This window comes from Nocardia sp. NPDC055002 (assembly GCF_053608825.1).
This window is the reverse complement of record NZ_JBSGWE010000010.1, coordinates 1-21,098: the sequence shown is the minus strand read 5'-3', so window position 1 is coordinate 21,098 and position 21,098 is coordinate 1. Positions and strand designations below refer to the sequence as shown.

Here is a 21,098-nt window from a genome sequence, read left to right as displayed (position 1 = left end):
GCTCCTGTTCGCTGCGCCCTTGCGGCGCGTTCGACGGTTGGTCGGAGCCGATGAGCAGTCTTCGACACAACGATCGCCGTGAAGTGGATCACAGCGGGATGCTCGTGTCCGCCAGCCGGTCCGGGTCGACGGGTTCCGCCGATTCGATCAGCTGCTTGATCCGGTCGGTCACATCCCACACATTGACGTTCATCCCCGCGCGCACCCTGTTCTGCGCGTCCAGCCAGAACGCGACGAATTCGCGCTCATCGAGATCGCCGCGCACCACCACCCGCACGTCGTCGCCGCGTCCGACATAGCCGGAGTACTCCATCCCGACGTCGTACTGATCGCTGAAGAAATACGGAAGCCGGTCGTAGACAGCCGCTTTGCCCAGCATCGTCTTCGCGGCGACGGCGGGCTGATTCAGCGCGGTCGCCCAGTGCTCGATGCGGATCGGCCGGTGCAGCAGCGGATGGTCCTGTTCGGCGATATCGCCCACCGCGACCACATCGGGGTTGCTGGTGCGCAGGGCGGCGTCCACCAGCACGCCGCCGTCGACCGCCAGCCCGGCCGCCGTGGCCGCCTCGATATTGGGCTGCGCGCCCACCGCGACCAGCACCGCCTGCGCGGGCACCACGGTGCCGTCGCCGAGCTGCACACCGGTCGCCTCGTCCTCGTCGGTGAGGATCGCGTCGACGGAGGTGTTCGTGCGCAGGTCGACGCCGTGCGCGCGATGCAGATCGGCGTAGAACGCGCCCATCTCCGGGCCGAGCACCGTGACCAGCGGCAGGTCGGCCGTCTCGATCACCGTCACCTCGACACCCTTGGCGCGGGCCTGCGCGGCGACCTCGAGACCGATCCACCCGGCCCCGATGATCACCAGGCGCCGGTCCGTGCGCAGTATCTCGAGCAGCGCGTTCGAATCGCCGATCGTGCGCAGCGTGTAGACGTTCGGGGCATCGGCGCCGGGAATGTCGAGCGTGCGGGCTCGCGAACCGGTGGCCAGAGCCAGTTTGTCGTAGTCGAGCGTGGAACCGTCGGGCAGTGTCACCGTCTTGGCGATCGGATCGAACGCGGTCGCGGTGGTGCCCAGTCGCAGGTCGACGTGGTGATCGCGGTACCAAGCGGCCGGATCGACGGTGAAATCGGGCAGTTGCTGGGTGCCCGCCAGGTGCTGTTTCGACAGTGGCGGACGCTCGTAGGGCAGCTCCTCTTCGGCGGCCAGCAGAGTGACGCGGCCGTCGAAATCGTTGGCGCGCAGGGCTTCGGCGATTTTCGCTCCGCCCAGACCTCCACCGATGACGACGAAATGCTGATTCGAGCTCATGAACGGACCCCTTCTCGCGGACGACCGGGACTCCTCGCAACCCGAGCTTAGTGCGCGTTTTCACCCACGGGAACGATTCCGGCGGTGACGCGGTTGCACCAATCGGTGGGGCGACCCGGCCCACCACAGCTGACCCGAGAGGAACCCATCGTGAGCGAACAGGCCACCAAGGATGTCGCCGATTTCTGGTTCGACCCGCTGTGCCCGTGGTGCTGGATCACCTCGCGGTGGATCCTGGAAGTCGAAAAGGTGCGCGATATCGAAACGCGCTTCCACGTGATGAGCCTGGCGGTGCTCAACGAGGGCAAAGAGGGCCTGCCGGAGCGGTATGTCGACATGATGGCCGCCGCGTGGGGCCCGGTTCGGGTCGTCACCGCCGCCGGACAGAAGTACGGCGACGAGATCCTGTCCCCGCTCTACACGGCGCTGGGCACCCGGATCCACGACCGCAAGGCCGAGTACGAGCGCGAGACGCTGCAGGAGACCTTCGACGCGGTCGTCGCCGACGCGCTCGCCGAACTGAACCTGCCCGCCGAACTCGCCGAGGCCGCGAACAGCACCGACTACGACGAGGCGTTGCGGGCCAGCCATCACGCGGGTATGGACAAGGTCGGCCCCGATGTCGGCACGCCGACCATCCACATCAACGGGACTGCCTTCTTCGGGCCGGTACTCTCGCGCATCCCGCGCGGCGAGGACGCGGGCAAGGTGTGGGACGGCGTGGTCGCGCTGGCCTCGTACCCGCACTTCTTCGAGCTCAAGCGCACCCGCACCGAGGACCCGGTCTTCGACTGATCATGCGGTCGGGGGTGCCCGCACCGGCACCCCCGACCGATCAGACCGGCTTCGGCGGCAACGCGGGCGGCGTCGAATTCAGCGGATACCCGCCGTGCGGCGGGATCATGCCGGGATGCGGTGCACTCGGACGCCAGAACATCGGGCCCGGCCTGCTGCGATCGCGCAGCGCCCACATCCGCCAGGTGAGCACCGGGTGACTGGCCATCGCGTTGACCAGCCAGACGAAACCACCCCGGTCGAGCGCGGCACGGTCGGCCATCTCGTCCACACCGACATCGGTATTGAGGTACTTGCCGGCAGCGAGCGTCGCCATCGCGGTGGACGCGCCGTGCGGCCGGAAGCAGAAGCCGTGATTGTCGGCGGTGTACTCCTGGGCACGGATCAGCGACGACCCGAGCAGTGGCAGCCACGGCGCGACGAACATGCCCAGCTGGCGCCAATAGGAGACGTGACCAGCGGCGATATGGCCGACTTCATGCCCGATGATGAACGCGAGTCCATCGGGTTCACGCGCGGCGCCGCCGATTTCGAACAGGTCGCTGTAGACCACGACGAACCGGCGGAACCCGTGGCCGGAGGCGAACGCGTTGATCTGGCCGTTGCCCAGGATGACGTAGGCGTCCGGCGCCTTGTGCATCCCGAATCGCGCCGCCGCCTCCTGCACCATCCGGTAGCCCTCGGGGAACTGGGTGGGCGACATCTTCACCCCGTTCACGCGCTGGGTCGCGAGATTCAGACCACGTCCGGCCCACAGCAGCACCGGCGCGAACAACAGCAGCAGTACATACGGACTGGTGACGATCGAACCGGTCTGCTCCACACCGCGCTCGTCGACGATGGGATCGGCGAACAGCTCGACCGTCATGAGCAGGAGCGCGAGCAGGTACGCGACCGCGGTGATCATGATGACGACGATCAGCAGCGGGATCTCCCACGGATGCCGGGCGGGGCGATCCCACGGCATGAGTCCGCGCGGTCGATGCTGCGGCGGTGCGGGCGGACCGCTCGGCGGGTAGTAGCCGGGCGCGTACTGGCCAGGGGCGACCGGCGGATACGGGCCTGCCTGCGGCTGTGGTGGGGCGTCCTGCGCGGGGAAACCGCCCGTCCGTGGATCGGGCTGGGCCCACGGCGACGGCGGCGCGGTGTCTTTGTCCAGTGACGGTGTTCGGTCGGGCTGCTGGCCGGTGTGCTCCGGCGGGGAACCTGCTGAATGCGGGAAATGCGGTTCGTGCGGGTGCATGAAACGACTCTAAGCGGGCCTGCGACAATCGCAGCCATGCGCGTTTACCTGGGTGCCGACCATGCCGGTTTCGAACTGAAGAATCACGTCAAGGCTCATCTGCAGGAGGCCGGAGTGGAGGTCGTCGACTGCGGCGCCCTCGAATACGACGCTCTCGACGATTACCCCGCCTTCTGCATCGAGGCGGCCCGACGCACCGTCGCCGACCCGGGCTCGCTCGGCCTGGTCTTCGGTGGCAGCGGCAACGGTGAGCAGATCGCCGCCAACAAGGTCGCCGGCGCTCGCTGCGCCCTGGCCTGGAGCGTCGAAACCGCCGTGCTGGCCCGCGAACACAACAACGCCAACCTGATCGGCATCGGCGGCCGCATGCACTCCACCGCCGATGCGCTCGCCATCGTCGACGCGTTCCTCGCGGCCGCGTGGTCGGACGAGGCGCGTCACCAGCGTCGCATCGACATCCTCGCCGACTACGAGAAGACCGGCATCGCGCCAGAGGTCCCCGCGTACTGAGCTCACCAACTGATTTCGTGAGTACATGGGTAACTCGCCGGGTACGGGCCGACCCGACGTGCACTTCACCGTCGGCCGCATCGCCGACGGTGAACGCACCGAGGTCTGGCCGACTACCCGGAGAGGCAGCCTGAGGAGGGTGTGTTTCTTTGCCTGAGGGGCACACTCTCCATCGGATAGCGCAGCTCCATCACCGACGGTTTTCCGGTGGGGTGGTGCGGGTTTCGAGTCCACAGGGGCGGTTCGCCGACGGGGCCGCACTGGTGGACGGGCAGGTGCTCGAGCGGGCCGAGGCCTATGGGAAGCATCTGCTGCATCACTATGCGTCCGGGTTGACGGTGCATGTGCATCTCGGGCTGTACGGCACTTTCAGCGAGGTCGAGTTGCCGATGGCGGCGCCGGTGGGGCAGGTGCGTATGCGAATGCTGGGGGCCGCAACGGATTTCGGCACCGATCTGCGCGGGCCCACGGCGTGCGAAGTGCTGATGCCGCCCGAAGTGGACGCGCTCACCGCACGCCTCGGCGCCGATCCGTTGCGCGCCGACGCCGACCACGAACGAGCGGGTGCGCGAATCCGGCGTTCCCGCAGGGCGATCGGCGCACTGCTGATGGACCAGGCCCTGATCGCCGGCGTCGGCAACGTCTACCGCGCGGAAGTCCTGTTCCGCCACGGCATCTCGCCCTTCCGCCCCGGCACCTCGATCACCCCGACCGAATGGGACGCCCTCTGGGCCGACCTGGTCGACCTCATGCCGGTCGGCGTCACCACCGGCCGCATGCACGTGGTCCGCCCCGAACACGACACCGGCGCACCGTCTTACACCAAGGACCGCCCCCGCACCTACGTCTACCGCCGCCAAGGCGAACCCTGCCGAGTCTGCGCCACCCCCGTCGCACACAAGGTCATGGAAGCCCGAAACCTCTTCTGGTGCCCCACCTGCCAGCCCCGCTGACAGCGCCGGAGCGATTCCCGCCGGTGTGCGAGCGTTCTGGCGGCACTGCACCATTTTTCGGCTCGGCGGCGTTGCTCAGTGTGCTCCACTGATCGTCGTGGTGCGCCGATGCGACACCCCCGGCCAGGCTGCGGTCAACTATCTCGAACACTGAGCGCACGGCCACGATGCGGGCCGTCGACGAGCCGTAGCCGGCAGGTGCCCCCGGTGCCGAGTACGGACTCCATCGATGTCACGAGTCGACCGGTCGAAATCGGCTGAGCCGGACCGCGAAGTGCAGGCTTCGCGATCCGACTCAGTCGGCGACCGCCGTTCCCAGTTCGGGGTCGCCCGATTCAGCGAGCGCGAAACGCCGCCCGCCCGCCGATTTCGCCGAGTACATCGCGCGGTCGGCGCGACGCAACAGGTCGGTGAAATCGCACGTCTTTCCCGGTGGGCAGAAAGCGGTGCCCACGCTGGCCGAAACCGGCACGGGGCCCGCGCTCGACCACACCGGGTCGCGCAGTGCGGCGACCACGCGGTGTGCCAACTCGCCGAGGGTGTCGCGGCGGGGGTTGGCCGCCACCACGAACTCGTCGCCGCCGTATCGGCAGATCACCGTGTCGGGCGGGCACACCTCACGCAAGCGGTTGGCCAGTTCGACCAGTACCTCGTCGCCGATCGCGTGTCCGTAGCCGTCGTTGATCTGTTTGAAGCGGTCCAGGTCCACCACCAGCACACCGACACCGCGGCTCGGGTCGGCGGCGAACGCGCGCACCCGTTCTTGCAGCAGCGTGCGGTTCGCGAGATCGGTGAGGGCGTCGTGGGTCGCCTCGTGGCGCAAGCGGTGCTGCAGCGCGGCGATCTCCTGTACGCGCAGTGACACTTTCGCCGAGATGTTCTGTTCCTGTTGCGCCAGAGCGCGTTCCTGCAGAGCCTGCGCGTAGCTGTCGATGGCCTGGCTGGCCACCAGCGGCCAGCGGGTCGCCACCAGCGAACCCGGAACCCCCGAGGGGAAACCGAGCAGCCAGCGACTGGCGTGGGCCAGCATCCTGGTGCGTTCGAACGGCGCCTCGGCCAACCGCGCGCCGAGCTTGCGCGCCTGTGGAACCGGGAACGGTTCGGTCCGCGCCAGGTGCAGCAGCCGCTCGACGATGTCGACGAGCACCGGCTCCAACTGGTGCGGCGCCGTGGAAGAGCCCGGTTCGGCGCATACCGCGCGGGCCCAGGCGCGGGCCATCGCGGCAACCGGTGGCTCGATGTGGACAGTCATCGACATCACCGGCGGTCGGTGGCGACGAACTTGCCACCTCGATCATTCGCACTGCTACGCGGTTGGGTCCACCGAGTTCGGCACACGCTCACCGCCCCCTTTCCAGATACCCCCGTCCGGCAAAAAGGATCCTAGCAAGCCACCCGAGACTGAAAAGTCACGTTCTGCAACGCGTTCTCCGGTCTCTCGCGAATGGCGATTCGGTATGACATCGCTGCAGCGTCTCCGGCGTTACACATTTTCCGAAAAGAAATTTCGGGAGCCGAAACGTGCAGCGTGATGCCCTCCGCTGGGCGGTGGACGTTGCGTCGCCATGGGTCCCTCCTGGCACGGGGTGCGAGTCGTGACGATGTGGCAGTAGTCGTCACGCGCACTCTCATGGTGGCCTACTCGCCGCCCACGTGCCGGGTTTTTAAGGAAAATTCTCCTATTTAATCCCCCGGTGGAGCAGGCGCCGGTCCCCATGGGCGCATCAACCATCGTCGCCGGGAGGGGGTTTCGGGGATAGGGTCATTAGGCCCTAATCGGGCACAGCGAGGGTTGGTCGCGTGGGGAGTGGGGTACACCGGCAGCCGACACGCATCAATCGGGCAGGCAGGGGCCGGATTGGCATTTTTCGCGCGGGGTTCGGTACAGTCGTGGCGCACACGACATCGTGGCGATCCCATCGATGTCGTATGCCTGCGGGTGTAGTTCAATGGTAGAACCTCAGCCTTCCAAGCTGATGGTGCGGGTTCGATTCCCGTCACCCGCTCAAACATGTATTGCCTCCACGGTGCTCTCGCCGGTGAGGTATCGGGGTGTAGCGCAGCTTGGTAGCGCATCCGCTTTGGGAGCGGAGGGTCGCAGGTTCAAATCCTGTCACCCCGACCATCACCATTCGCCCAGCTCAGGCTTGTAGGAGACGGATGCCCACGCAACGCAAGGTCGCGATCGTCACCGGAGCCGCCCGTGGCATCGGCGCCGCGGTGGCCACGAAGCTCGCCGCCGACGGATACGCCGTCGCCGTCCTCGATCTCGACGAAGCCGCGTGCGCGGGCACCGTCGCCGCCATCGAGGCCGCCGGGGGCGCCGCCCTCGCGGTCGGCGCCGACGTGGCCGACGAAGCGGCCGTCACCGCCGCGGTGGAGCGGATCGCCACCGAGCTCGGCGCGCCGACCGTACTGGTCAACAACGCGGGCGTGCTGCGCGACAACCTGCTGTTCAAGATGTCGGCCGACGACTGGGACACCGTCATGAACGTGCACCTGCGCGGTGCCTTCCTGATGACCCGCGCCGTGCAGAAGTACATGGTCGAGGCGAAGTTCGGTCGCATCGTCAATCTGTCGAGCACCTCGGCGCTGGGCAATCGCGGCCAGGCCAACTACTCCGCGGCCAAGGCGGGCATGCAGGGGTTCACCAAGACCCTCGCCTTCGAACTCGGCAAATTCGGCGTCACCGCCAACGCGATCGCGCCCGGCTTCATCGAAACCGAGATGACCGCGGCCACCGCCGCCCGGGTCGGCGCGGACTTCGAGGCCTTCAAAGCCGCCGCGGCCGCGCAGATCCCGGTGAACCGGGTCGGCACACCCGAAGACATCGCCAACACCGCCGCGTTCTTCGTGAGCGAGGGCGCCGGCTTCGTCTCGGGCCAGGTCATCTACGTGGCCGGTGGCCCGAAGGACTGAACGTCGGTCAGGCGCAGCCGAACCGGAAGTCCGCCCGCGCCTCCGTGCCCGCGGCCACGGTGACCCGCACCGGCTCGGTGACGGCCAACCCGCAGCCGCCGGGCACAGTCACCACCTTCGCCTCGTAGCACCCCGCGGGCAGCGCCACCGTGGCGCGCCCGTCGGCCCCGCTGACCAGCGTCGCGACCACCTGCTTCGCATCGCACGGCGTCACCTCGATATCGGCCCGGTTCACCGGAACCGGCTCCCGTCCGGTGAACGTCCACGCCGTCAGCGTCCCCTGCGGTGCTGGATCGGCGCTCGCGACACCGTTGACCATGAGCGGAGCGAGTACAGACAGAGCGAGAAATGTACGGCGCATGAACCTCTCCTCGTCGATGAGTCGGGTCGTCCGCTGCTGATGGTAGGCCCATCAGGATGGAAATCCGCACGTCACACCCGGGTTCGACGTTGACGATTCGGCGACGGATCCCCGCGCCCGGCGTTGCGTGTCCCGTCGACTGGCTCAGTCGGGCACGGGCGTGATGCCCGCGCGTTCACTCCAGACCTGCTCGGCGGGGACGGAGATCGTGGTCATCTCGGGGTAGCGCAGGGCGGAGAGGGTGCCGCCGAAGACTGCGCCGGTGTCCAGGCAGAGGGTGTTGTTGACCCAGTTCAAGGTGTGGACCGGCGTGTGGCCGTAGAGGACCGTGGCGGTGCCTCGATAGTCCTGGGCCCAGTCGTAGCGGACGGGGTAGCCGTGTTCGTCGAGCTCACCGGTGGGGGCGCCGTAGAGGGCGAAGGAGCGGGCACGGGCCGACCTGCTGCCGTGCAGGCTCTCGGGCAGACCCGCGTGGGCCACGACCAGCTTGCCGCCGTCGAGGAGGTAGTGGCTCGGCAGGGTGGCGAGGAAAGCGTGTGCGGCCGTACGGAATTCGAGGTCTTCGTCGGCCAGCTGGGACAGCGACTGTTCGAGGCCGTGCGCGATGCGGACGTTGCGGCCGTCGAGGGCGCGCATCAGCTTGTGATCGTGGTTGCCGGTGACGCACAGGGCGGTTCTCCCGGCCACCATCCCCATCACCAGGCGCAGCACGCCGGGGGTGTCGGGGCCCCGGTCGACGAGGTCGCCGACGAAGATCACGGTGCGCTCGCCGGGGTGGGCGGCACCGATCGGGCGGCCGCGACGGTCACGGTCGAGGACGTAGCCGAGTTCGCCGAGCAGGGTCTCCAATTCGGAGCGGCAGCCGTGGACGTCGCCGATCACGTCGAACGGTCCGGTCAGATCGCGGCGATCGCGGGGGAGGAGCTCGGTGCGGCGGGATTCGGTCATATCCCTTCCATCGTCGTGCAGGGCGGGCCCGCGCCGCAACCGCGTTACCGCGCGGTGGGGATCGCCGAGTCGGGCCAGACCCAATCGGCCACGACCGGAATGTCGGCGCCCTGCTCGCGGGTCCAGCGGCGCGCGATCAACCGGGCGTCGACGATCTCCTGGCGCAGACCCGCCGCCCGCTCGCGCAGCCCGGGTACCCGGTCGATCACATCGAGTACCAGATGGAAGCGGTCCAGATCGTTGAGCATCACCATGTCGAAGGGTGTGGTGGTGGTGCCCTTCTCCTTGTAGCCGCGCACGTGCAGATTGGCGTGGTTGGTGCGGCTGTAGGTGAGCCGGTGCACCAGCCACGGGTAGCCGTGGAAGGCGAAGATCACCGGGCGGTCGGTGGTGAACAGGGCGTCGAACTCGGCGTCGGGCAGGCCGTGCGGGTGCTCGCCTGCGGGCAGCATGCGCATCAGGTCGACGACATTGATGAACCGAATCCGCAAGTCGGGCAGCCGATCTCGGAGGATCGCCACCGCGGCCAGCGTTTCCAGGGTCGGCACGTCGCCCGCGCACCCGAGCACGACATCGGGGGTGGTGCCGGGGTCGTCGTTGTGACACGCCCACTCCCAGATCCCGAGACCGCGCGTGCAGTGCAGCCCCGCCTCCTCGGCCGAAAGCCAGTCCGGCCCCGGCTGTTTGCCCGCCACCACCACGTTCGCGTAGTGCAGCGATCGCAGGCAGTGGTCGTAGGTCGACAGCAGGGTGTTGGCATCCGGCGGCAGATACACGCGGACGATATCGGGGCTCTTGTTCGCCACCACGTCGAGGAAACCGGGATCCTGATGGGTGAACCCGTTGTGGTCCTGGCGCCACACGTGCGAGGTGAGCAGGTAGTTCAGGCTGGGGATCTTGCGCCGCCACGGCACCGCCGAGCTGGCATCGAGCCACTTGGCGTGCTGATTGAACATGGCGTCGACGATGTGGATGAACGCCTCGTAGCAGGTGAAGACGCCGTGGCGGCCGGTCAGCAGATAACCCTCCAGCAGGCCCTCGCACATGTGCTCCGACAGCACTTCGACCGCGCGCCCGACCGTCGACAGATCCACATCCCAGCGCCCGACTTCTTCCTGCCAGTCGCGCCCGGTCACCTCGAGAATGTCCTGCAACCGATTGCTGACCAGTTCGTCGGGAGCGAAGGTGAGGAAGTTGTGCGGATTGCGGGCGGTGACATCGCGCAGCCAGCCGCCGAGGACCCTGGTGGCCTCGTGCTGACCCGCACCTGGCGACACCACGTCCACGCAGTAGTCGCGCCAGTCGGGTAGGTCGAGATCGCGAATCAGCAAGCCGCCGTTGGCAACCGGGTTCAGGCTCATCGGATTCGCCGGCACCTGCTCGAGCAGGGCCCGCACCGGCGACCCGTCCTGATCGAACAGTTCCTCCGGCCGGTACGACCGCAACCACAGCTCCAGCACCCGCCGGTGCTCGGAGTCGGTGCGCGCGTTCGGCAGCGGCACCTGATGGGCGCGGAACGTGCCCTCGACCCGTTGGCCGTCGACCACCGGGGGACAGGTCCAGCCCTTCGGCGTGTGCATCACGATCATCGGCCAGCGCGGCCGTTTCGTGTCCCCGTCCTCGCGGGCCGCCCGCTGGAACCGCGCGATCCGGTCCATACAGGTGTTCATCGCAGCGGCCATCGCCTGGTGGACCGGTGCGGGGTCGTTGCCCGAGACGATCAGCGGTTCGTAGCCGTAGCCACGGAGCAGCTCGATCAGTTCTGCCTCGGGAATGCGGGCGAGGATCGTCGGATTGGCGATCTTGTACTCGTTGAGCGCGAGGATCGGCACCACCGCGCCGTCGCGCCCCGCGTTGAGGAATTTGTTCGCGTGCCAGCTGCCCGCCAGCGGACCGGTCTCGGCTTCGCCGTCCCCGACCACGCAGAACACGACGAGATCGGGGTTGTCCAGGGCGGCGCCGTAGGCGTGCAGCAGGGAGTAGCCGAGCTCACCGCCCTCGTGGAACGACCCCGGCGTCTCCGGCGCGCAGTGGCTCGGCACACCGCCGGGGAAGGAGAACCGGTGGAAGAATGTGCGCATGCCGTCGACGTCGCGGGGGATGTCCGGTTCGAGCTGGGCGTAGGCGTCCTCCAGCCACGCGCAGGCGTTGGGACCAGGGCCGCCGTGACCGGGGCCCGCGACATAGACCGCGTTCAGGCCGCGGTCCCGGATCACCCGATTGGCGTGGGCCCACACCAGATTCAGGCCGGGCACGGTGCCGAAGTGGCCGAGCAGGCGCGGCTTGATGTCGTCGGGGACCAGCGGGGTGCGCAGCAGCGGATTGCTCATCAGATAGATCTGGCCGACCGCGAGATAATTCGACGCCCGCCACCACGCGTCGACGGCGACGAGTTCCTCGCGCGAGAGCGGACCGGGCGCGTCGGTGAGGACGTAGGGCTTCGGGGCGATGGTCTCGCCCTGACCGTCTCCCACATTGTCCGCCGCGGTGTCGCCCACGGTGGTTTCGGTCATCGCGGACTCCTCGAACTCGATGAGGTCACGGCGCCGTCCGCGCCGCGGGGGCCTGCACGGGCGCCGATCGAGGACCGGCGGCACCGGTGGAGAAACGCACCGCCGAGCCTACCGTCGTGCCGGTTCCCGACGCCGCAACGGCGGTCGATTACTCTGCGGGCCATGCATTCTCTCGGCAGGATCATCGGAATCGGACTCGTCGCGGCCGCCGCGATCACGACAGCGGCCTGCGGCTCCGACACGGATTCGAGCAGCGCGCCGAGCTCGAGCGTGGCCGGCGGGAGCTCCGCGAGCAAGGGTCGCGAATGCACCGCCGACGACGTGAAGGTCAGCGGTGGTTACGGCGAGGCGCCCAAGATCACCATCCCCGACAGCTGTGACCCGCCCAAGACCCTGATCACCAAGGACCTGGTGGTGGGCACCGGGCCGGGCGCGGTGGCCGGACAGCCGCTGACGATGAACTACGAGCTGGTCCCCTGGTCGGACAAGCAGGTACTCGACAGCTCCTTCCAGCGCGGCAAGCCGTTCGGGCTCACCCTCGGCGCCGGCCAGGTCATCCAGGGCTGGGACGAGGGGCTGATCGGCGTGCAGCAGGGCACGCGCAGGCTGCTGATCGTGCCGCCGAACCTCGGCTACGGCGAGGGCGGCAACGGTGTGCCGCCGAACGAGACGTTGGTCTTCGTGACCGACGCCGTGCAGGTCGGCCGCTAGCGGCACCCTCAACCAAACACCGATTGCGCGACCGCGCGGGCGGTCAACTACCCTGGTCGGGATGCGCATTGTGCGCCGCACCTGGCTTAGCCGTGCCTGACTATGGCGCGTCGCCCCCTGTGGGGACACCACCATGAACTACGAACCAAGGAGTATGTCCGTGAAGAGCACCGTCGAGCAGCTGAGCCCGACCCGGGTCCGGATCAACGTCGAGGTGCCCTTCGAGGAGCTGAAGCCCGACTTCGACAAGGCCTACAAGGCGCTGGCGCAGCAGGTCAAGATCCCCGGCTTCCGTCCCGGCAAGGCTCCGGCCAAGCTGATCGAGACCCGTGTCGGCCGCGGCGCCGTGCTGGAGCAGGTCGTCAACGACGCGCTGCCCGCCCGCTACGCCGAGGCCGTGCAGGCCACCGAGGTCAAGGTCATCGGTCAGCCCGAGATCGAGATCACCAAGATCGAAGACGGCGAAGAGCTGGCGTTCACCGCCGAGGTCGACGTGCGCCCCGAGATCGCCCTGCCCGACTACTCGGGCATCGAGGTGACTGTCGATTCCTTCACCATCGCCGACGACGACATCGAGGAGCAGCTCGCCTCGCTGCGTCAGCGCTTCGGCACCCTCACCGGCGTCGAGCGTGCCGTGGCCGATGGCGACTTCGTGTCGATCGACCTGTCGGCCACCGTCGACGGTGACGACGTCCCCGAGGCGGCCACCACCGGGCTGTCGCACGAGGTCGGTTCGGGTCAGCTGATCGAGGGCCTCGACGAGGCCGTCATCGGCCTGAAGGCCGGCGAGTCCGCCGAGTTCACCTCCACCCTGGTGGCGGGCGACCACGCGGGCAAGGAAGCCGTGATCACCGTCACCGTGCAGTCGGTCAAGGAGCGCGAGCTGCCCGAGGCCGACGACGAGTTCGCCCAGCTGGCCAGCGAGTTCGACACCATCGACGAGCTCAAGGAAGACCTGAAGGGCCGCGTCGAGCGTGTCAAGAAGGTCGAGCAGGCCGGTTCCATCCGTGACAAGGTGCTCGACACCCTGCTCGAGACCGTCGAGGTCCCGCTGCCCGAGGCCGTCGTCAAGGCCGAGGTCGACGCCGTGGTCCACGACGCCGTCCACGGTTTCGACCACGACGAGGCCAAGCTGGCCGAGGCGCTCGAGGCGCAGGGCTCCTCCCGCGAGGAGTTCGACAAGGACACCCAGGAAGCCGCCGAGAAGTCGGTGAAGACCCAGCTGCTGCTGGACGCCATCGCCGAGGCCGAGAACACTCAGGTCGGCCAGCAGGAGCTGACCGAGCGAATCCTGTTCCAGGCGCAGCGTTACGGCATGTCGCCCGAGCAGTTCATCCAGCAGGTCCAGCAGGCGGGTCAGCTCGGCGCGGTCTTCGCCGACGTGCGACGCGGCAAGGCGCTGGCCGGAGTTGTCGGTCAGGTGAAGGTTACCGATTCCGACGGCAATGTGGTCGACACCACCGAAATGTTCGGTGACCCTGCGGATTCCGCTGAAATCGAGCTGGACGAAGCCGCTGCTGAGTAGGTTTCGGCGGCGTGATTTGATTGCGCTGTGAGCGAAGAAGGGCGGTACCGGGAGTTCGGTGCCGCCCTGCTTCGTTAGTGTTTGTGACGACGAACCGTATTCGTATGGCCGTAGCAATCGGTGAGAAGAGAAGGCAGGTATCCGTGACGATCAACCAGGCAGGGGTCATGACAGCCGCTACCGCTGGACTCAACCTCAGTGATTCCGTATACGAACGGCTGCTTCGCGAGCGCATCATCTTCCTGGGCACCCAGGTCGACGATGAGATCGCGAACAAGATCTGCGCGCAGATCCTGCTGCTCTCGGCCGAGGACGCGACGAAGGACATCGCGCTCTACATCAACTCGCCCGGTGGCTCGGTCACCGCGGGCATGGCCATCTACGACACGATGCAGTTCGCCGAGTGCGACATCAAGACCGTCGCGATGGGTCTGGCCGCATCGATGGGACAGTTCCTGCTCACCGCGGGTACCAAGGGCAAGCGTTTCGCGCTGCCGCACACCCGGATCATGATGCACCAGCCGTCGGCGGGCATCGGTGGTTCGGCGGCCGATATCGCGATCATGGCCGAGCAGTTCGCCCACACCAAGCGTGAGCTCAACGAACTGCAGTCGCTGCACACCGGCAAGTCGGTGGAGCAGGTGACCGAGGACGCGGACCGCGACCGCTGGTTCACGGCGAAGGAAGCCCTCGAATACGGCTTCATCGACCACGTGGTCGCCCACGCGAACCAGGCGAAGTAACCGCCGCCGTCCCCCCTCACTCGAGACAAGCTTGGAGATAAAGATGGCCAACCTCTTCGACCCGCGCGCTGGACACGGCGGCTCCGCAGCGGGCCTTCCCCAGTCGCGCTACATCCTGCCGCAGTTCACCGAGCAGACTTCGTTCGGCGTCAAGACCTCCGACCCGTACAACAAGCTGTTCGAGGAGCGCATCATCTTCCTGGGCAACCAGGTCGACGATGTCTCGGCCAACGACATCATGGCGCAGCTGCTGGTGCTGGAGTCCCAGGACCCCGACCGCGACATCACCATGTACATCAACTCGCCGGGTGGTTCGTTCACCGCGCTGATGGCGATCTACGACACCATGCAGTACGTGCGCCCCGACGTGGTGACGGTCTGCCTGGGTCAGGCGGCCTCGGCCGCCGCGGTGCTGCTGGCCGCGGGCGCTCCCGGCAAGCGTGCCGCGCTGCCCAACGCGCGCATCCTGATCCACCAGCCGTCCTCCGGCGGTGTGCAGGGTCAGGTGTCCGACCTCGAGATCGCCGCGGCCGAGATCGAGCGGATGCGTCGCCTGATGGAAGTCACCATCTCGCGCCACACCGGCAAGCCCGAGGAGCAGGTGCGCAAGGACACCGACCGTGACAAGATCCTGACCGCCGAGGAAGCCAAGGAATACGGCATCATCGACCAGGTCTTCGATTACCGGAAGCTCAGCGGACAGAAGTGACACGCCCGGGCCCGCTGTCCTGATCTGGGCGGCGGGCCCGGCTTTTTCACCCGCGGTGGCTCACAATGGTGAGGACCCGCACAACCCTTCACATCGAACATGCGCGAGTTGTCGACCTGTCTCGCGCACACCAGGTACGGTCGACTCAGGGACCATTGCTCTGATTGACGGCACCGAGACGTATTTCCGGCCCAATCGGGGGACGACGGTCGCACTCGGACAAGGAAGTAGGGACCTACGAGATGGCGCGCATCGGAGACGGCGGCGATCTGCTGAAGTGCTCGTTCTGCGGAAAGAGCCAGAAGCAGGTCAAGAAGCTCATCGCGGGCCCTGGGGTGTATATCTGCGACGAGTGCATCGACCTGTGCAACGAGATCATCGAAGAAGAGCTGGCCGAGTCGAGCGAAGTGAAGCTCGACGAGTTGCCCAAGCCTTCGGAGATCCGGGATTTCCTCGAGAACTACGTGATCGGCCAGGACACCGCCAAGCGGACCCTCGCCGTCGCGGTCTACAACCACTACAAGCGCATCCAGGCGGGTGACAAGGGCCGCGACAGCCGCGGTGAGGCCGTCGAGCTGATGAAGTCGAACATCCTTATGCTCGGCCCCACCGGTTGCGGCAAGACCTACCTCGCGCAGACCCTGGCCAAGATGCTGAACGTGCCGTTCGCCATCGCCGATGCCACCGCGCTCACCGAGGCGGGCTATGTCGGTGAGGATGTCGAGAACATCCTGCTGAAGCTGATCCAGGCCGCCGACTACGACGTCAAGCGCGCCGAGACCGGCATCATCTACATCGACGAGGTCGACAAGATCGCCCGCAAGAGCGAGAACCCGTCGATCACCCGCGATGTGTCGGGCGAGGGTGTGCAGCAGGCGCTGCTGAAGATTCTGGAGGGCACCCAGGCGAGTGTGCCGCCGCAGGGCGGTCGCAAGCACCCGCACCAGGAGTTCATCCAGATCGACACCACCAACGTGCTGTTCATCGTGGCGGGCGCGTTCGCGGGCCTGGAGAAGATCATCTCCGACCGCACCGGTCACCGCGGCATCGGCTTCGGCGCCGAGGTGCGCTCCAAGGCCGAGGTCGACACCGACGACCACTTCGCCGACGTGATGCCCGAGGATCTGATCAAGTTCGGTCTGATCCCCGAGTTCATCGGCCGCCTGCCCATCGTCGCCTCGGTGACGAACCTGGACAAGGAATCGCTGGTCACTATTCTCTCCGAGCCGAAGAACGCACTGGTCAAGCAGTACGTTCGCCTGTTCGAGATGGACGGCGTCGACCTCGAGTTCACCGCCGACGCCCTCGAAGCGATCGCCGATCAGGCGATCCTGCGCGGCACCGGTGCTCGCGGCCTGCGCGCCATCATGGAAGAGGTCCTGCTGCCGGTGATGTACGACATCCCCGGCCGTGACGACGTCGCCAAGGTGGTCGTGAACGCCGACACCGTCATCGACAACGTCCTCCCGACGATCGTGCCGCGCAAGGCGCAGCGTCCCGAGCGTCGCGAGAAGTCGGCGTAACAAACCAACGGCAAAGGGCCCCTTCGGATCTGATCCGGAGGGGCCCTTCGCTGTGTGTCGGTGGAAGCTAGCTGACGGCCGGATTACCCAGGCTCGGCGCGGCCAGGGGATCGTCGGCGTCGTCGGCCGGGATCTCCGCGCTGGCACGGACGATCGCGGTGCTGTAGCGGGCGCTGGCGGCGTTGTGGATGAGCAGGGCGACACCGATCATCACCGGGGCCACCGCGTGCACAGCGGCGTCGTACCAATGCTGTGCGCTCAGGTGTGGATAGGTGTTGAGGGCGATGGTCAGCGTGAGCAGGAACAGCTCGGCGATCAGCACCTGGTTGCGGTTGCCCATCACGCCCCACTCGGCCACCCGTGTGGTGCCGATCATGATGATGATCAGGCACACGCTGATCATCGCCTCCAGGCCGAAGCTGGCCCAGTAGAGCGGGTCGGTGGGTCCGCCGGGGGCGATGTTGTGCTGGACGTTCACCGCCGACCACAGCATGCCCGTGATCACCACGCCGGCCAGTGCCCGCAGCGACCAGGTGCGGTGCTGATAGAGCGAGGCGAGGCGAGCGCGCGGGTTGGACTCGCGACGTTGCGCGGCGATGGCCTTGCGGGCCAGCATCAGGTCCGACATCTCGGCCCGCTCGAGCTCCGCGGTGGTGTCACGCAAGCGGTCGGCGTGCGAGGAGGCGGCCTTGATGTGCTTCCAGCGCTGATCGCGCTCGTAGGTACGGATCTTTTCGGCGAGTTCGCGCTCGGCGCGCAACTCGTCTTCGGACAGCGCGTCGGTCAGTGCGGGGTCGGACTGATAGGCGATGCGACGCCTGGCCCGTTCCACCCGCACGGGCAGAGCGGTGACCTCGTGGTCGAGCGGGTGTTCCTCGCGCATCGCAACTCCAGGTAGCAAAAGGGTTCGCCGGGTCGCGTCATTGTTGCGCATCGAGCGGGGAGAGAACACCCGCGGGCCCGAATTGCTCGGCCCGCAGGCGCTGAAAATGTCTGGCGCACAACTGTGTAGCTGTCTGTGCAGCGATGCGGGAGACGGTGACGACCGTTCGAGAACGGGTCGCGCCCGGGCCGAGGAGCGTCGTTGATCCTCCGTGGTTCGCCGTTGAACCTTCATCCCGTAAAAGTGCTTCTGATGATGTTTCGCTGCTGGTCACCGCGGTGTTACGCCGGCCTGCGCCGCCCGTCCTTTCGTCCGTTTGGTCCGTCTTGCAGGGCCGTCACTGAATACGACGGGTTCGGCACGCAAAACTCATCGGCGTATCCTCGCGGTGTGTCGGACTGGTGCTGCCGATTTCGTGCTGTTTACTCGGTCCGTCAATCAGATGTTCGAGTGACGAGTGGAAGCGGAGGAGACATGGCACTGCCTACGATGACCGCCGAACAGCGCACCGAGGCGTTGGCCAAAGCGGCTGCCGTGCGCAAGGCGCGCTCGGAACTGATCGGCAAGGTGAAGGAGGGCAAGGTCACCGTCGCCGATCTGCTCAAGAAAGCCGACAGCGACGACCTGGTGAAGAAGACCAAGGTCGCTGCCGTGATCAAGGCACTGCCGGGCGTTGGTCCGGTCAAGGCCGCCAAGCTGATGGACCAGGCCGAGATTCCCGAGGATCGCCGTATCGGCGGCCTGGGTGCTCGTCAGCGCGCGGCCCTGCTCGACGCCCTCGAGGCCTGAGCCGATTCGCGATCCGACGCCCGTGGAGCTGAATGCACGGGCGTCGGGATGGTCTGTGTTTCGCAGTAGGTGATTTACACGCAGTAGGTCAGCAGGAAGTCGTTGATCCGCAGGCGCCATCCCGGTTGCAACTCGATCGGGAGGGTGCCGACGCGAGACCAGCGTTCGCTGTCGGGGGCGGCGAAGAAAGTTCCGGAGGTCGCGGGGGCCTCGCGGACGAACACCTTGCCACGGTCGGGGGCGACGAAGGCATGGACCCGCGAGACGAGCCGATCGCGTTCGATCAGTATCGGCGTCGCCGCGGAAGCGCGAACCGATTCTTCCCCCGAGGGGTTGCGGCCGAGGACGTAGGGCCGATCCAGTGGGTAGCTCAGCCCGTCTTCGGTGACCAGGGCGCCGCGCGAACCGCTGTGGGGCGGCGCGCTCTTGCTCAACGCGACCGGTTCGGCGCGTTTGGCGGCATCGAGTGCTTGGGACCAGGCGCGGGGCGCGTTGGCGGCGGGTGAGCTGCGCGGGCCGGTGCTCACGGTGACGCCGTCGGAGTTGCTCGATCCGGTGCCTGCGACATCGCCGGTGGCCGGTCGGCTGCCCGTGCTCACCGTCTCGCTGTCGGGTCGGCCGGCGTCGGGCTGGAAACCGGAGGTCGCGGGCTGGTCGGGTGTCGGCGCCGGGAATCCCGCGGTGGCCGGGAGCGCGTCGCTGGTGTCGGTGGGTCGCGCGGTCGGTGGGCGCAGGGCTTGGAAGCCGGTGGCCTCCGTCGGTGCGGGCTCGTCGACGGATTCGACCCGGCGCGGCGGGGGATTGCGGCGCCGGCCCAGGTTGAGCACGAAACCGTTGCCGGTGACGATGCCCGCGCGCAGGTCGGTGCGGGGATTGGCGCTGGTGGGGTCGGCCATCTCGGCGCCGACCGCGATCCGGCGGACAGGTTCGCGGATGATCTCGTCGACCCAGGTGAAGGCCCGGTCGCCGGCGAGGCGGCGGTTGCCCTCCGCGCCGGAGATCTCGGCGATCACCGCGCCGCGCAACAGGATCAGCATCCCGTCGGCGGTCGGGGCGAGCACGCCGAAAGGCGGTGGGGCAGAAGCGCCGCCGAACACCACGCCCGCCAGGCGCTGCGCCAGGGCCGCACCGGGTGCGCTCGCCGCGGTGTTGTTGGCGACGGTTTCCACCGCACCGAGTAGCCGATCGGTCGACGGTGTCTCCCCGGCCAGATAGACGACGACATCGCCGAATCGAGCGACGATCCCGGTCCCCGGCACGATGGCCACGGTGGACGAATGCGCGTGCATCAACGCCTCCTTGTCGGACTGGCCTTCACCGCTGCCTCGGCCGACCCCGCTGTGCGGCAGACCGCGACCTTGGTCTCCGCCGCCAGCATAGATGGACGGACGCCCGGGGATAAGGTCCGAAGGTAAATTTCGAACGGCGTTCGTACCAAACGATGTTCGTCGGCCGCGTAGGATCGGCGCATGAACGCCGCACCCGTCAGTCGCCGGGCCCGACCGGCGAAAGTCCCGTTGAGCCGCGATCTCGTGATCGAGACCGGACTGCGGATCCTCGACACCGAGGGCGCGGCCGCGCTCACCATGCGCCGGGTCGCCAAGGAACTCGACACCGGCGCCGCGTCACTGTACGTCTACGTCGCCCATCGCGACGACCTGCTGACCGGCATGCTCGACCACGTTCTGTCCCAGGTCCAGGCGCCCACCGAGGGTGCCTGGCGTACCCGGGTGACTCAGCTGGTCGAGTCCTCGATCGAGGCTCTCGGCCGCCACGACGGTCTCGCGCTCGTCGCCTTCGGCCGATTCCCCACCACCGAACACGCCCTCGGGCTGATCGAGCAGTTGCTGCCCCTCCTGCGCGACGGCGGCCTCGATCCCGCGACCGCGACCTGGGCCGCCGACCTGATCTACCGGCATATCGCCGTGGAGTCCGTACAACGCACCGCCGGTGACATCCGTGCGCGCTGGGCCCTGCGCGCGCTACTCAACGGGATCATCGCCACTCCGGTAGCCGGTGGACCTGCCCGGCTCGCGCGCGAGGACGAGATCGCGGCGCTGCAGGAGATCGAGCGACGGGCCGGTGCGCCGTTCGCCGAGGTGGGCATGACCGCGATTGCCGAGGACGAGCCGCCGTCGCGAGAGGTGTTGCGGGCCTTCGTCGTCGAGGGGCGGGCGTGGGTGTGGCCGGACGACAACGATCAGCCGGTCGGCTACCTGGTTCTCGGGCTGGTCGACGGGCAGCCTCATATCGATCAGGTTTCCGTCGACCCGGCTCACGCGGGGGCGCGGATCGGCAAGCGGCTGATCGACCATGCGGTCGCGTGGGCCAGGGACAACGGACTCGAGGAGATCACGCTCACCACGTTCACGCAGGTGCCGTGGAACGGTCCGTACTACGAGCGCCTCGGGTTCAGTTACATCCCGCCCGCTGACGAAACTCCTGGCTTGCGGGCGATACGTGCCAGCGAGATCGCTCATGGGCTCGATGAATGGCCGCGTGCTTGTATGGGGGCTGAGCTGGCTGCTTGGAGAAGTGACTGATCAGGGGTTCTGGTAGTCCCTGACGGTTTGACGCTGTGTTTGTTGGCGCGCTGGCGCGCGCGTGTCCGCGGCCCTGAGGGGCCGCCGGTCAGGCGCCGCGGAATCGCTCCTTCGTCGCATC

Annotated in this window: 18 protein-coding genes, 2 tRNA genes and 1 pseudogene; 13 read left to right on the top strand and 8 right to left on the bottom strand. The window is 67.5% G+C overall.

What is annotated here, in order from left to right; translation table 11 throughout:
• Positions 1-88 precede the first annotated feature (88 nt).
• Complete coding sequence (locus ACWF99_RS29805) at positions 89-1,309, bottom strand: NAD(P)/FAD-dependent oxidoreductase (RefSeq protein WP_378629959.1); 1,221 nt, start codon at positions 1,307-1,309, stop codon at positions 89-91.
• A 150-nt stretch (positions 1,310-1,459) separates the two neighbouring features.
• Between ACWF99_RS29805 and ACWF99_RS29800 the strand changes: the two genes are divergently transcribed.
• Positions 1,460-2,104, top strand: a complete 645-nt coding sequence (locus ACWF99_RS29800) for a mycothiol-dependent nitroreductase Rv2466c family protein (RefSeq protein WP_452538005.1) — start codon at positions 1,460-1,462, stop codon at positions 2,102-2,104.
• 40 nt (positions 2,105-2,144) lie between these two features.
• Here ACWF99_RS29800 and ACWF99_RS29795 read toward each other — a convergent pair whose 3' ends face one another.
• Positions 2,145-3,347: a M48 family metallopeptidase gene (locus tag ACWF99_RS29795; RefSeq protein WP_452538004.1), complete on the bottom strand. Its 1,203-nt coding sequence runs from the start codon at positions 3,345-3,347 to the stop codon at positions 2,145-2,147.
• A 36-nt stretch (positions 3,348-3,383) separates the two neighbouring features.
• Between ACWF99_RS29795 and ACWF99_RS29790 the strand changes: the two genes are divergently transcribed.
• A complete protein-coding gene (locus ACWF99_RS29790) occupies positions 3,384-3,857 on the top strand; it encodes a ribose-5-phosphate isomerase (protein WP_378629965.1) in 474 nt (157 codons plus the stop codon).
• 149 nt (positions 3,858-4,006) lie between these two features.
• Positions 4,007-4,810, top strand: coding sequence for an Fpg/Nei family DNA glycosylase (locus tag ACWF99_RS29785; protein ID WP_452538003.1), 804 nt, complete (start codon positions 4,007-4,009; stop codon positions 4,808-4,810).
• A 295-nt stretch (positions 4,811-5,105) separates the two neighbouring features.
• Here ACWF99_RS29785 and ACWF99_RS29780 read toward each other — a convergent pair whose 3' ends face one another.
• Entirely contained in the window at positions 5,106-6,062 is a 957-nt protein-coding gene (locus ACWF99_RS29780; RefSeq protein WP_452538002.1) for a diguanylate cyclase domain-containing protein, read from the bottom strand.
• 683 nt (positions 6,063-6,745) lie between these two features.
• Between ACWF99_RS29780 and ACWF99_RS29775 the strand changes: the two genes are divergently transcribed.
• The 3 genes from ACWF99_RS29775 (at position 6,746) to fabG (ending at position 7,729) form a co-directional block, all read left to right on the top strand.
• Positions 6,746-6,816: transfer RNA gene (locus ACWF99_RS29775), tRNA-Gly, on the top strand.
• Between the two features lie 42 nt (positions 6,817-6,858).
• Positions 6,859-6,935, top strand: a tRNA-Pro gene (locus ACWF99_RS29770).
• Positions 6,936-6,970: 35 nt separating this feature from the next.
• Complete coding sequence (gene fabG / locus ACWF99_RS29765; protein ID WP_378629972.1) at positions 6,971-7,729, top strand: 3-oxoacyl-ACP reductase FabG; 759 nt, start codon at positions 6,971-6,973, stop codon at positions 7,727-7,729.
• Between the two features lie 7 nt (positions 7,730-7,736).
• On the opposite strand, the gene ACWF99_RS29760 is transcribed toward fabG, so the two are convergent.
• From ACWF99_RS29760 to ACWF99_RS29750, 3 genes and pseudogenes are all read right to left on the bottom strand, one after another.
• Positions 7,737-8,090: a hypothetical protein gene (locus ACWF99_RS29760; protein ID WP_452538001.1), complete on the bottom strand. Its 354-nt coding sequence runs from the start codon at positions 8,088-8,090 to the stop codon at positions 7,737-7,739.
• A 174-nt stretch (positions 8,091-8,264) separates the two neighbouring features.
• A pseudogene (locus ACWF99_RS29755) lies at positions 8,265-9,011 on the bottom strand (metallophosphoesterase); the annotation flags it as partial.
• A gap of 71 nt (positions 9,012-9,082) precedes the next feature.
• The gene (locus tag ACWF99_RS29750) at positions 9,083-11,551 is read right to left on the bottom strand and encodes a phosphoketolase family protein (RefSeq protein WP_452538000.1); all 2,469 of its coding nucleotides are present in this window, start codon (positions 11,549-11,551) and stop codon (positions 9,083-9,085) included.
• Positions 11,552-11,713: 162 nt separating this feature from the next.
• Here ACWF99_RS29750 and ACWF99_RS29745 point away from each other — a divergent pair, with 162 nt between their 5' ends.
• The 5 genes from ACWF99_RS29745 (at position 11,714) to clpX (ending at position 16,762) form a co-directional block, all read left to right on the top strand.
• Positions 11,714-12,262, top strand: a complete 549-nt coding sequence (locus ACWF99_RS29745; RefSeq protein WP_452537999.1) for an FKBP-type peptidyl-prolyl cis-trans isomerase — start codon at positions 11,714-11,716, stop codon at positions 12,260-12,262.
• A 160-nt stretch (positions 12,263-12,422) separates the two neighbouring features.
• On the top strand, positions 12,423-13,787 hold the full coding sequence (gene tig, locus ACWF99_RS29740; RefSeq protein WP_452537998.1) for a trigger factor: 1,365 nt from the start codon (positions 12,423-12,425) through the stop codon (positions 13,785-13,787).
• 167 nt (positions 13,788-13,954) lie between these two features.
• Positions 13,955-14,530 carry an ATP-dependent Clp protease proteolytic subunit gene (locus ACWF99_RS29735; protein WP_056821854.1) on the top strand — a complete coding sequence of 192 codons (576 nt, stop codon included), beginning with the start codon at positions 13,955-13,957 and terminating at the stop codon, positions 14,528-14,530.
• 43 nt (positions 14,531-14,573) lie between these two features.
• Complete coding sequence (locus ACWF99_RS29730; protein ID WP_101463989.1) at positions 14,574-15,239, top strand: ATP-dependent Clp protease proteolytic subunit; 666 nt, start codon at positions 14,574-14,576, stop codon at positions 15,237-15,239.
• Between the two features lie 242 nt (positions 15,240-15,481).
• Positions 15,482-16,762, top strand: a complete 1,281-nt coding sequence (gene clpX, locus ACWF99_RS29725) for an ATP-dependent Clp protease ATP-binding subunit ClpX (RefSeq protein WP_378629984.1) — start codon at positions 15,482-15,484, stop codon at positions 16,760-16,762.
• A 67-nt stretch (positions 16,763-16,829) separates the two neighbouring features.
• Here the strand turns inward: clpX and ACWF99_RS29720 are convergent, their stop codons facing one another.
• Positions 16,830-17,645: a hypothetical protein gene (locus ACWF99_RS29720; protein WP_378629985.1), complete on the bottom strand. Its 816-nt coding sequence runs from the start codon at positions 17,643-17,645 to the stop codon at positions 16,830-16,832.
• Positions 17,646-18,119: 474 nt separating this feature from the next.
• Between ACWF99_RS29720 and mihF the strand changes: the two genes are divergently transcribed.
• On the top strand, positions 18,120-18,434 hold the full coding sequence (gene mihF / locus ACWF99_RS29715; RefSeq protein WP_019045768.1) for an integration host factor, actinobacterial type: 315 nt from the start codon (positions 18,120-18,122) through the stop codon (positions 18,432-18,434).
• Between the two features lie 74 nt (positions 18,435-18,508).
• On the opposite strand, the gene ACWF99_RS29710 is transcribed toward mihF, so the two are convergent.
• The gene (locus tag ACWF99_RS29710) at positions 18,509-19,723 is read right to left on the bottom strand and encodes an FHA domain-containing protein (RefSeq protein WP_452537997.1); all 1,215 of its coding nucleotides are present in this window, start codon (positions 19,721-19,723) and stop codon (positions 18,509-18,511) included.
• Positions 19,724-19,903: 180 nt separating this feature from the next.
• Between ACWF99_RS29710 and ACWF99_RS29705 the strand changes: the two genes are divergently transcribed.
• Positions 19,904-20,977, top strand: a complete 1,074-nt coding sequence (locus ACWF99_RS29705) for a GNAT family N-acetyltransferase (RefSeq protein WP_452537996.1) — start codon at positions 19,904-19,906, stop codon at positions 20,975-20,977.
• Positions 20,978-21,098: the final 121 nt, after the last annotated feature.